General features: G+C 57.9%; 6 protein-coding genes. All 6 read right to left on the bottom strand.

Going from position 1 to position 12,376, the window contains the following annotated elements:
* Positions 1–526: 526 nt before the first annotated feature.
* Genes N2605_RS00145 through N2605_RS00120 form a run of 6 tightly spaced genes read right to left on the bottom strand, consistent with a single transcriptional unit; the run spans position 527 to position 11,968 of the window.
* Complete coding sequence (locus tag N2605_RS00145) at positions 527–1,675, bottom strand: hypothetical protein (RefSeq protein ID WP_260345500.1); 1,149 nt, start codon at positions 1,673–1,675, stop codon at positions 527–529.
* 20 nt (positions 1,676–1,695) lie between these two features.
* The gene (locus N2605_RS00140; protein ID WP_260345499.1) at positions 1,696–4,491 is read right to left on the bottom strand and encodes a DEAD/DEAH box helicase; all 2,796 of its coding nucleotides are present in this window, start codon (positions 4,489–4,491) and stop codon (positions 1,696–1,698) included.
* A gap of 9 nt (positions 4,492–4,500) precedes the next feature.
* On the bottom strand, positions 4,501–4,968 hold the full coding sequence (locus N2605_RS00135; protein ID WP_260345498.1) for a hypothetical protein: 468 nt from the start codon (positions 4,966–4,968) through the stop codon (positions 4,501–4,503).
* Positions 4,969–5,012: 44 nt separating this feature from the next.
* Positions 5,013–8,234, bottom strand: coding sequence for a DUF1156 domain-containing protein (locus N2605_RS00130; RefSeq protein ID WP_260345497.1), 3,222 nt, complete (start codon positions 8,232–8,234; stop codon positions 5,013–5,015).
* Positions 8,235–8,246: 12 nt separating this feature from the next.
* Positions 8,247–9,236 (bottom strand): hypothetical protein, encoded by a 990-nt coding sequence (locus N2605_RS00125; RefSeq protein ID WP_260345496.1) that lies wholly within the window; start codon positions 9,234–9,236, stop codon positions 8,247–8,249.
* Positions 9,236–11,968, bottom strand: a complete 2,733-nt coding sequence (locus N2605_RS00120) for a nucleoporin FG repeat-containing protein (RefSeq protein WP_260345495.1) — start codon at positions 11,966–11,968, stop codon at positions 9,236–9,238. Before N2605_RS00120 ends, N2605_RS00125 begins: the two co-directional genes overlap by 1 nt.
* Positions 11,969–12,376: the final 408 nt, after the last annotated feature.

The raw sequence follows: 12,376 nt of genomic DNA, 5'->3' as shown, positions 1-12,376 counted from the left end.
GCCTCCCAGCAAGAAAATGGGCAACGTAAAGTTGCTAATGCGCCATCAAACGATATTCTCCCTCAAATTGCAAAGGGGATTCCAATAAAGCTGAGGAGCTCCAACTGATGCCTCCCCTTTACGGGTCAGAAGTCTGCACCACATGGCAAAAGTTGAAGGAAAGGTCTAGGGCCGGCGCAAATGGCTTGAAGGATCCCACAGACAAGGATCTTTAGCCGCTGTGCTACCCTTGCCAAGGACCTACCTTCGGCTCCCCCCGGCCCGTTCGTCCAAGCTAACGTGGGCGAGCCAGCTCTTGCATATGGCCAGCTCTTTCGACCCGTTAGGAAACGTCACAGCAATGCTGGATTGTAATCGGTCAGATGAGAGGTCGCTCACCGTGGTTCTTGAAACGCCCACCGGTCAGGGGCTTGCGAGGACTGATGATAGAAGGGTTATACTATAATCAGTTTCGAGTTGCAGAGCCCAAGCCTTCTCATATCCCAGCAAATTGGCACATCAAAGAGCGATGGCAATGGATTTGTGCTCAGTTTCTCCGCCTGACCGTCACTTTCCCTAGCGTTGATAGGCGCTTCGCGATCTCGCCTTTGTCGTCCATCGCGACCGGCGGAAGCTTCCTTTCGGAGCCATGCTGATTCGGCAGAGATTGCGACTTGGTTTGCAGCCTGTTCGACCTACTGCTTTTGGATTCGTTAAACATCAGCGCAAGCAGGAAGCGCACCAGGCGTGGTGTCCACCGAGCGTCGTTCGCCGTCCGGTGGCCCTCGGCGTTCAGGCGACGTGCGACGTCCCAGGGCTTGCGCGTGTGCTCGCGGGCGTAGGCCCGAACGATCGGCTCCAACTTTCCGAACAGCTTTCCCAGGTCGACTTTGTCCGAATTGAAGTGGATCATCTCGGCTTCGGTCATCGGGCCTCGCGCGTCCTCGATTAGCCCTTTGCCTCCCGCCGGGATGAGACGAGGTCGTCCAAGCTGCAACGCGCCCGGCGGCGGCGGCGCCCCCCTCGCCTCTTCCGCCGGCGAGGCAGGGATCGTCACCGTTCCACCGATCCGGAAGAAGACCGGCCTCAGCGCTTCCTTGTGTATGAAAGAGATCTCGTCCCCTCTCATGTTGATGAAGTCGCCCGCATCAAAGATCGGGAGTTCGGAGCGGCAAGCGAACGTCGTAGTTTCTCCGTCCCTTGAGTCGAGATACTCCGCGGTGATGGCGTTCTCATCGCCGATGCGGTCCACCAAGAGTACGATGAGCACCGTCCATTCGTCGGGGGCTCGACGGCCGAACACCTTGTTGTCAAACAGGCCGACGACGTTGGCAGCCGAAATCAACTCCTGCACTGCCCCGCGGGCGCGCCGTTGCGGTGACCGATCCTTGGGTACGTAATTCTTCGGGATGTCTGTGCAGGGGTGTTTGGGCCAGGGCGGACCCAGGTGGTCGAAAAACACGCGGCTGCCGTGTTCGTTTGCGTAAAAATACACGCTGGCATTACATTCGGGACAACGCGCGTTCGGATTGACGTAACACGCCGCTATCGACCTAGCCGACTCCCGTTTCAAGAGATTTTTGGCGTCGCGCCGGTGCATGTCGGACACCAGCCGCGCGCGGTCGGAATACGATAGGCGACCGTAGTTTACGCACCATCCGCAGGTGCAGTCCGCATAGTGGTTGTATCCGGCCACAGCCTGTCTCCGGCCGGTCTCTAATCGAGCCGATCGCGTTGAACAACTTTATCGATGATCTCGACGTACCCTATCAGCTCGGCCGAATAGCTACCGTTGCCGTTTGCTGAACCCTTGTGCTTCAACTCTCGCTGTAGAGTCGGCTCGACGGCGCGTGTAAACAGGTCGAACCGCTGCTCCGGCCGCAAGATAGGGACAGCCGATTGGGCTTGAAAGTACTTCTCGCACAACCGTTCGACCGCCGGGACACGCCCTCCATCCTGCTTGACCGCGATTGGTTGTACCACGACACGGCGTTCGCCATTACCAGCGGATATCTCAACCATCCAGAGCGACAGCAGCACCTGCCCGTCAACCTCACCCGACACCGCGATACCGAGATTCTCTGGTGGCAAGTTGCGCCAACGCCCCAGCTCCTCCTGCACCAACGGGTGGTCCAAGCCCATCAGTTGCAGCTCGTCCCGATTCGTCGCAGCTTCGCGGCTCAAAGTGAAGCGCGCACGGCGAGTGCCTTCCTCGGTGACTAGGTCATAAGTCGCGTCGTCCACCTTAACCAACTTCTGCTGGCGATCTGCAGCCGCAGCCGACAGGAAACGCACCAAGCGATCCAGACCGGACGATACGTCCGAGAAAGGCTTGTAGTCGTCCAGGCTGAAACCATCGAGGTCCTGGAATAGATCGAACACCACTTGCCGCGCCTCGCGGGAATTCGACAGTGCCGCTTCCAATTCTACCTGCGTGCGCTTCAGCTCGGGATCGGAAAGCGCCTCCTGATACAGGCGGTCATAGTTCAACCGCTCGGACAACTGCCCGAGAATCTGTGCTCGCAGGTCTTCCGCCACGTTGCCTTGTTCATCCACCTTGCCGACCGTGCGTGCGATCTCGGTCAGCTTCTCGTCCAGCAGGAGGAAGATGCGTCCTTCGATGGTATCCGAGAGAACGAGATTATAAACCTGTGCGGTGTCGCGTTGGCCGTAGCGATGGATGCGCCCGATTCGCTGCTCCATATCCATCGGATTCCATGGCAAATCGAAGTTGAACAGGATTCGCGCAAACTGCAGGTTGATGCCTTCGCGTCCTGCCGCTGTGCAAACTAGCACACGCGGACCATCCTTCTGCCGGAAGCGTCGCTCGGCCGCCACCTTGGCTCCGTGGTCGCCACCGCGCAACACCACCACGCCCTGACCGGGGAAGGTCTGCTCGATCTCGCGGGCGATCATGTCGACCGTGCCTAGGTACGTGGCGAAGATCACGATCTTCTCGCTCGGATTCTGTCTCCACAGCGTACCCAATCCATCGAGTAGCTTCTGCATCTTGGTTTCCCGCTGTAGCGGGAACACGCTCAGTAGGTCACCGATACGCAAGCGTTCTTCAGGCAGATGGAGGTTCACCGCTGCCGAGGCGGCTTCTTCCGCGTGGGTGGCCGAATATTCGCTGCCGTAAGGATCGGAGGCCATCTCCAGTGTCTCTTCGTCCAGCTTCTTGACGAGCCGGTACTTCAGATCAGCCAACGCGCGATCCACCTCGATGCGACCGACGTTGTCACGTGGCAGACCAAATTCCTCGTGGATCAGCTCACGCGCTTCCTCGGTCAATCGCTCGCGGTCTTCGATGTTCAGTTCCTTATCGCGTAATAGCGCCTCGTGCAGCGTGAGCATCAGCAAGCGACGTTTCAGCGTGCGGCGCACGGCGGCGAAGCTCGACGCTGCGATCTTTTGGAAGATCGCCATCAAGAAGCCCAACGCACGTCCTTGGCTTCCCTGGCGGCGCGCAAGATCGAAGCCATCCTCCAGGTACTCTCGCAGCTTCTCGTAGAATAGGCGTTCCCCTTGCGCCATGAGGAAGGATTCGGTGTGAACCCAACGACGTGCGAATAGCGGCGAACCATCAGGCTGGCATGCGTCGGCCTTGGTCCGGCGGAACATGACCGTGTTGAGCCGGTGGCGGTTCTCCACCATCTCCTCAGGGCCACGAAACAGCGTCGGGTTTAGCAACTGCACCAGCATCCAGAACTGGAAGTGATTGCCCTGGTGCGGCGTGGCGGAAAGTAGCACTAGGTCACGTGAGTGATCCTTCAACGCTTCCGCCAACTTGTAGTTCTCGGTCTTGCGTACTTTGCCGCCGGTGCGGTAGGCGGTCAGGTGATGCGCTTCGTCGAATACCACGAGATCCCAACGCGGCGCGTCCAGCAGGCGCTTGATGCGTGCCGGGCGTTTCAGGGTGTCGATGCTGGCGATCAATCGGTCGTGCTTAGCGAAAGCATTGGTCTTGCGATCCGTGATGTCGCCTTCAGAGCCGAATATCTCGAAATCTAAGGTGAAGACCTCGTTCAGTTCGCGATGCCAATTATTTACGAGGCCCGCAGGCACCACCATCAGTGCTCGATTCAGCTCGCCCCGGCTGGCGAGTTCGCGCAGGATGAGCGCGGTTTCGATGGTCTTTCCTAAGCCCACCTCGTCGGCGATCAGGTACCGTCGGGGCGACGCGGTAGCTACCCGGTGGGTTAGCACCACCTGATGGGGTAACAAGTCGATTTTGGCCGAGGTCAGGGCCGAAGCGCTTTCCATCAACGGCAGCGCGTGCGCCTCATAGGACAACCACGCCTTACGTCCCCGATCCGCGCCACCCTCAACAGCGCGAAGGATGCGTTCGGTGCGCGTGAGTTCGCGCCGCACCGAAGCCACAGGCACCCGACGCTCGCCGACGCCAAAGAAAGCACGCAGGTAGCCATCACCTACCGGGTCGAGGACGACACCCTGGCCGTATTCGGGATGGGTGATGCGCTCGCCGGGATGAAAACGAATGTCTGCCGTCACGCGCCGCCTTTACGTAATCCGGAGATGGAACAAACCGGCTGGCTTGCCGCCCAGCTGCATCAAGATTTCTTGCGGGTACTCGTTGGCCTCGCCCCACAAGATGCGGCCGAAGTCGAGCTGATAGCCGTGTGGCGCATGGCAAAGCCAGCTTACCGCGTCGGTGGATGCTTGCACTTTGATGCGGTTGTGGCCCGTAGGCAGCCAAAAGACTAGAGCCGCATCGCCTTCGTACTCATCCTGAAAGGATAGAATGGCTGGCTTGATCGCATCGTTCAGCCACAACTCGGCATCTGCATGTGTGAGAAGGTCCAGGCTTCCGTCTAATCCGGCCACCACGAGAGTCCTGCGTCCATTGCTCGGCAGCTCATCCGGCCAGCTTCGCGGCACCCCGGGCGCGCCGGCCGTGCGTAGAAACTGGCGCAAGCTCCAGACTTCGCTCGCCGCACATACCCGATTGCGCGCTTCCTCGTCCCACACCCAACTAGTTCCCCGCCGTTGCCACACGGTGTCCAAGAGTTGCCTCATAGCTCGTACTCCTCGAACAAGGAGCCCTGCGTGGGTCTGACCTGACTGCCCTGCCAAGCGTTGTAGATAGACACAGCGCGGGAGGCGGCGTTCCGGGTTGGTTGATCCGGTCCGTTGCGAATGAACCATTCAAGCAACGGCTTGAGAGCAATATGAGGTTTGAAGTTCTCGTTCTTCAGAGTGTCGGAAGCATTGATGCCGCTGCCTTCGAAGCAGGCGCCTAAGAGCACGAGCGCCTGATCGAGATCAAATATCAAGCGGCGGCGATGCTTGCCCGACCACTCGCGCGCGAAGTCTAGCGGGTTCGTGCGAGTGTAGACCTTATTCTTCTCCGCGCACCAGCCACGCTGCACGAACTCGTCAGGCGTAGTGATGGAGCCCTTGAGAAACTTCTGCAACTGATCTCGCTTCAGTTCACTGACGTTGCCGAAAGTTCGCAGGAACTGGCGCGTGATCGGCTCGACATCGACCGGCGGCGGCTCCTTACCCTTCTCCCCGTCCTCGTCGATGAGTTGGTTGATGCCGATGAGGGCATCCTTAACTGAAATGAGCCGACCTTCATCCACGTACACCTTGCCGTAATGGCGCGAGAAGTACTCCAGTGCCTTGCCCCGCCGAATGACCTGAAGATCGGCAGCTGGCAGGCCCTCCTTCGCGTGGTTTTGTAGTAGACCCTGCAACTGCTGTACGTCGGCCATCACCTCGCGGCGCATTCGGCCCCAACTCACCGGCTTGGGCTCTTCAGTGCGTTTGCGGCAGACGTGGATGATATCGTACTCAATCTTTTGCGATCCGAATTGCGCCTTATCGCCCTTACTTTCATCCGATCTGACGGGGTAAGTAGCCTCAAGATAAAAGCCGGCGTCAAATAAGGACTCTAATACGGCAACCCACGGCTCGTCTTCGCTGTGATGAAATGTAAATGCAAGTACACCGCCGGGCTTGAGAATCCGTCGGGCCTCCCGCCAACACTGAGTTAGCAATCTCTGATAATAGGTGTCTGCGTCTGCAGGTTCTCTTGAGACATTGGTCACCGCCTCAAGGGACTTATTCGTCAATGCGCTCGTAAACTTGTCAGGATATTTCTTTGCGAGGAGGCACCTTATCCAAACATAGAAAAAGTCCGATAACTCCGCGTACTGAATATTGTCGCCAAAGGGCGGGTCGGTTATCACCAAGTCGAATAGATTGTCTTTTATTCCGCCTAAGTCGGTGGACGAGCCGTTGCTGATCTCAACGTCCTGACTAACCAGATCACTCAATGACACCTTGATTGATTTTCCCGCTCCCGATGGAGCCACGATTCCATATTTGTCTTGCAGTTGCTGAATGCTTGCGAGCTCCCAAGGGCGCTGCTTCCATTGAAGCGCGTCAATTAGCCCACCAATCGCTGAGCGCCAACTTCCGTCACCAACAGGGCCAAACACACTCGGCTCGGCGGATGTGTTCTTGGTGTTGAAGTTTGAATTGCTTAGGGCCGCCGAAATTTGGTTGTTCTGAGCATGCCAGATGCTCAGCATAGTATTGCATCTTAGAAATTGCTGGAACGCGCCAAGTACAAACTCTCTAGAGGCCGAGCTGTACGTCCCAACAGATTCGATAGCTCTTAGGAGTGATGACAACACCAAAAGCTGCCTAGCATTGAAAAGCGTCCACCAATGAGTGTACCCATGTCCGTTAGGAAGGACATCTTTTACAGTGGTGGTCACGCCCTCAGGTATCTCAGTCGTAGGCCAATAGCCGGATAAATCCGTTGCCTTTCGCTCTTCCCATTCAGCAGCAGCCGCAGCCAATTGCTCGGCTCGATCTGAGTCGAACTGAGCGAAGAATCTCTGTCCAGACGAATCGCTGTTGCCAAATGGTGATGGCCTGACGGCTTGGATTGCATAGGGGGCGACTGGAGCAGCGTTTCTCGACGCCCGGACCGATTCCAAGAGATCCTGAAGGGTCCCGCATTTTCTGCACGCGAAGGTCGATCTTCTCGGGACCGTGCCGCCAGCCTGCCCAGTTAAGAAAGTAACTCCTGTCTCCGGGCAGGTCACTTCTTCTGGCAAGACCCCACGGACCTCAAGGAGCCGATTTCTGGATGCTCGCTCCATGAACCAAAGTTCAGTCGATGCCGCGCTATCCTGTGGCGAGCCTCCAAGTACCTTACCATCGGCATTCTGTCTCGCACTCCCATCCAACCATTGCGGATGCACGAGCACGCTCAGTTGAACTTTTTTGTTCTGACTCTTGCCGAGGTTTACTAGAGCCATATGGCCACAGTGCGGACAGACTACCCCCTTCTTGCGGTCGAGTACCGAGAATGCGTGTTCCGAGGGGCCGACATAGAGCGGCACACCCGGAGCGATCCGAGCTGGCTCTTCCTCAACGTGAAATTCTTGGCCACACTTGCTGCAGCTGTGCTCCCAATATTTGACCGTGAGCGTCTTCACCGCCATTACCGGGCTTGTCATTACCGGTGTCCGGTGACCGCAGCCCGTCACCTGACACGGACCGTGCTTGGCCCAAAAAGTGAAGATAATCTCTGGACCCTCATAGCTGTACTCGCGCCGTTGTTCTTTGGTGAGGCTCAGTGGATCGAAGTCGGCGGGCATCACACGCTTGGTTGGCACGTGCGTCCATTTGCCCTTCTCGCCGTTCGGGCCGTCGCAGTAGTAGTACGGCATGATCTGCGGCTTGACCTCCGCTTCGATGTCGTCGAGCAGCCGCTTCACTTCTTCTAGGTCGACGTCGGCGAGTTCCTGCTTCACCACAAACCATGCAACTGGGTTCAGGTCGTTGCCAAACATCTGCATTCCTAGGCGAGCACCTTCGACTAGGGTCGTACCGCCGCCCATGAAGATGTCCGCCACCTTCAGGTGCTTGAACGCACCTCGCTTTTGATGATTGGCATAGTAATTGTCCCACACCAGTTTCGCCGCGTAGGATTGATCTTCTGGGGCCTTAGTGCCCGCAGCAATCAACATCGATCGAAAGACACTCGATTGGCGCCGCGCCCACCATTTCGACATCTGATAGATTGGCTTCTTTAATGCCCCCGACGACGCTTCTAGGCCAGCAATTGTGTTTATCTGAGAGAGTGGGAAATCAACTTCCAGACAAGTTTTCGGACGGTTCGGGTCGTTGAAATCGACCGTAGCGAGTGCTGCGGCCTTACTTGTACCGACGGCCTTGGCGACCTCTTGTGCGAGCAGTTCTTTCTTGGTGGCCATCGGCCGCGATCCTTACTTAGTCAATTCGAGGAAAGGAGACAGCACTTCAAGCAGCGAAAGACCGCCGTGCGTGAGCGTTGGATAGCCCCCCTGGTTACGCCACTTTCTGCGACCCACAGCCAACAAACACGCGCCGTGCGGGCTGCTAATCGGCAACGCGACAGGAGGCACGAAGGGGCCAGCGTCTCCGGTGCCCGGCTTGCTGCGTCCGCTGGAAAAAGTCTGCTTGAGGAACTGGCCGACCTCGCCATCAGCATCAGGGAAGTAGCCGGTGGCTGCGTAGCCGTGGTCCGACGTGATGACCAGCCGCCGCCCGGTGGCCAGACGTTCCACAAAGGACCAGAAATCGTCACTGGAAAGTTGCTCAGCTACGTCCTTCGTTAGCGTTTCCAGCCCTTGACCTGCGCCAGAGCCGTCGTGCAGCTTGGCATCTGGCCAATGGTGCCAGAAGATTTGGTTCGGCGTGCTGCCGATCAGGGGTTCGCAGTCCTTCCATGGCAAATCCACTGATTCGGTCCAGCTTGGTTGCAGCTTGTGTGTGAGGCCGCCGCCGTTGTTCTGCAGCTTGCTGCGGCTCCCAAAGCCGAGCGCGCGGGCGAATTCACTGGTTTCACCGGGCACTTCGGAAGCGTTGGCGCTGACCTCATGCAGGTTAAGACCGCGCGCCTTTGCGCCCTGCAACAGCCACGGCAGTTCGCGCAAAGAAAGTCCATCGAGGATCAGGACCGCCTTAGCGCTGAAAGGCTCGGCCCACCAGCGCACCAAACGATTCGACGTACGCTCGACGCTGTCGCCGAAAGCTTGCCACAAATCCCATCCGCAGGAGGAGAGGAACAGGTCCAGCTCGCCGATCTCTCGGTCGCGCTTGACGACTTCGCTGGGCGCGTTGCCTACAGCCAACGGTTTCGAAGCGATCTCGACTGTATGGTTGATAATGACGCGCCAAGCATCGTCGCTTGAGCCTTGCGTCAGGGCGTGCAGCGCGCTGGCGGTCAGCGACATCAATCGTCCTCCTTCTCAAGATTCAGCTCGAAGGTCATGCCTTCGGGCAACTTCTTGAGGAGGTCCTTGAGCTGCGCTCCGGTGGCGGCTGGCACTTTGATCAATACCTCGGCAACCTTGGTGGCCGGGCCGATACCCCAGCCTTCGATCTTGCCGATCAAGTTGAGCGGCGAAGTAGGCGGATTGGACAGAGCGACGCGCGGCTTGGCAGTTGGGGTCCCGCCGCCGAAGATGCCGCCCGGAGTAGGGGTTGGCGAAGCACCAGAGGTCGTATCGCCTCCGGGGGCGGGCGGCGTAGGCGGCGCGGCACCATCGCCATCGAACAGCCCACCACCAGTTGGCGATGGCGCAGGCGGCGTGGAGCCGCCGGTGGCCGGCACCGCGGAGGGCTGCATCACAAACACGTCGTCGAGGTGGCGGCCCGTGAGGGAAAGCTTGGGCCGCAGACGCCGCCACGCGGTTTCCTCATCCTCACCGGGATGGGTTTGCAGATACTCCATGCCGCGCACATTGATTGCAATCTTGCCCTTCGCGCACAAGCGCAGCAGGCGTTCCTTCATCGCCGTTTCGCCTAGCCACGGAATGCAGTCCTGTCCGGTGGGGCGAGGCTCTTGCAACTCACGCAGCAGCTTGCCGACCGATTCATTGTTGTTGGCAAATTCCAGCACGAGTTCTTCGAAGTCCTCTGGCACGAACAGATCGCTGGTCAGCGCCTCTTCGACAGCCTCGGGAATCTGCGAACCCTGCTTGTCCAGACGCTCGACGCTGAATTTGCATTGCACTGGGTCGGTAAAATTCCAACGATAGAGCACAGCGAAGCGATCAAACCGCTTCTTCAGATTGTCTCGCAGAGCGTTCTCGAATTCCTTGTGGAGCTTCTTGTATTCAGGGCTCTGTCCGCTCCATTCTAGAGCCTTCATCTCGGCACGTGCGAGGATGAGCAGGTCACGATCCAGAAAGGCGTTTGTCGAACCATCGCGCGGCAGCAAGAAGCGCACGGTGTTGCGTCGCTTCTGCAACTTATCCTTAAGCCAACGGCCTAGCGTTAGCTCGAGCTTATCCGGCTCTTCTGGTAGTACGAGAATGGGCAGACGGTCGTCCCACTTCTCGGGCTGCTCGGATTCATCAAGGGAAGTCCACGGATCGCTGGCCCAAGACTTTGGCAATGCGATCACGCGGAATGTCTTGGCGACCTCATCGGCGCCGCCGATAACGTAGCGCACTTGCTTGGCGAGCTGAGCTTGATCAGAGCCATCAGCGAACAGCTTGTCATTGCGTGCATACGCCATCAGCTTGGCACGCGGGTTCTCTTCTTCACGGAAGAGCAGCTTGGTGTCATCTGGATGAATATTGAAGCTGTTGTCGACGATCGTTGCCAGCTCCACTTGGAAGGCATTATCATCCACAGGCTTGTCGCGGGTAATGTCCAGTTGCAACGTGGCCGGTTCGGCTCCGGCGAGATTGCCGATGGCAATCGAGCGCAGCCACAACGCGCTGACGATCTCTTGCAGATGCGGCACAATGCTGGCGTAGTCGGGTCGCGCCTCTCGCACCGAAATGATGTTCTGCTGCGCCTTTTCGCGTAATGTGCGGTGGTGCTGGTTGGCCACGGCTTCCAGCAACGCACCGATACCTGAGGCGTCGTCATCCAGTCGAAAATCGGCTGCGGTGAGCACCGGAACGGCTTCGCCACGGCTCTTGTAGAGATTGGCAAGGATGCGGATCAAGTCGCGTGTTTCTTGCGCGTCTGTGGCAATCAAAACCTGCTCTTCGAGGAGGCGCAGCAGATGCGGCGTGTAGGGCCACGATTCGATGAATTCTCGGCGCCTGCGATCCTGCTCGGCGGGCGGCACATGGAGCAGACGAAAAGATTCAGCAACGTGCTGTTCAACCAGTGACTCAATCGTACCGTTGGCGATGTGCAGACGATTGTCGAACAGTCGATGCAACAGCATCCGGCGGCGATCCTGTTGGATACGCTCGGCACTGCCACCTGCCTTGAAATCAACCGCGACTGGGTTGACCCGATGCACCTGCTGGTAGGCGTCACTGCCACCATTGCGCACTGAGATCACCAGCACCAGCAAGTCGGGGCGATCCTTGGCGATCTCCGAAAGAATCTGGATGAAATTGAAAGCCCAGTTTTTCCAGGGATACTGCTTCGTATTGGTGAGGCCATCGTACCACGTCTGGAACTCGTCCAGCAGCAGCATCGTGGGCTTGTTCTGCAACAACTCGACGATCAGCTTGTCGGAAGGAATTTCTGTCTTGGAATCGGCCTGGCCATCCCACTTGCCTTTGATGAAGTTGCCGTGCGGATGGTTCTCGAACAACACATCCCACAGGAATTTGTAGCGATGGCGATGCAGGCTTTCGCCGATGACGTGCATCCCCTCGCGTAGCGCGATCTTGGCGATCTTCGGTTCGGCCAGTGTAGTCGCCCAAGCATTGAGCCATGCCCGGGTCGACGCCGGGTCTGTCACCGCGTGGTAGAGCGCAGCCATCAAGTGTGATTTGCCGAGCCCGCGTTCGCCGATAACCACCACCGGACGCCCCTGGTTGGGGCCAACGGCTTCAATGCCTTTCAGCAGATCGTGGGTGGGGTAGGTGATCTCCAAGAATTGCTTGGCCGCGATCTGCGTCGCGCCAGTGTGCTGGTCGTTGGAGAGTTCAATAGCCGTGCCCTTGAGACGCCTACCCCGAAATTCTTCTCGTAGAGTCAGTCCAAGCATTAGATACGCTTCCCCCATTCCCAGTCTTGCACGTTGACGTAGCAAGGCTTCCTCAGCCTATAGCAGGCCTGATCGGTACCGGAGGATCGAATGCCCGCCGGCCCAGACGCGCTGCAAATTCAAACGCCTGACAAATTCAAACGCCTGACTGGTTCAAATCCTAAAAGTTGCACCTAAGGACCGGCTAGATCTAATTAAACCATTGTTTATTATCAGTTATTGCCTGCGCCGCGCAAGCAGCAACCGCCTCGTGTTCATAACACTCGCATAGGTAGCCCCCAGGTTGTTTAGGTTTGCGCGTCGCCAATTTAAGAGTTGGGTGCCTTAGCGGCAAAGATACCGGTATAATTCCGGCGTATGTTGTTGAACCGCCATCTGCATGTACATGTACTCTCCGGCAGTTAGGAT

The sequence above is a fragment of the Bradyrhizobium yuanmingense genome, from assembly GCF_025200905.1.
Lineage (GTDB): Bacteria > Pseudomonadota > Alphaproteobacteria > Rhizobiales > Xanthobacteraceae > Bradyrhizobium > Bradyrhizobium yuanmingense.
The sequence above is the reverse complement of the archived record's forward strand: the minus strand, read 5'-3'. Positions and strand labels throughout refer to the sequence as shown.

Coding starts and splice junctions, on each gene's coding strand:
- N2605_RS00130 (WP_260345497.1), bottom strand. CDS start 8,234: ATGGCCACCAAGAAAGAACTGCTCGCACAAGAGGTCGCCAAGGCCGTC.
- N2605_RS00125 (WP_260345496.1), bottom strand. CDS start 9,236: ATGTCGCTGACCGCCAGCGCGCTGCACGCCCTGACGCAAGGCTCAAGC.
- N2605_RS00120 (WP_260345495.1), bottom strand. CDS start 11,968: ATGCTTGGACTGACTCTACGAGAAGAATTTCGGGGTAGGCGTCTCAAG.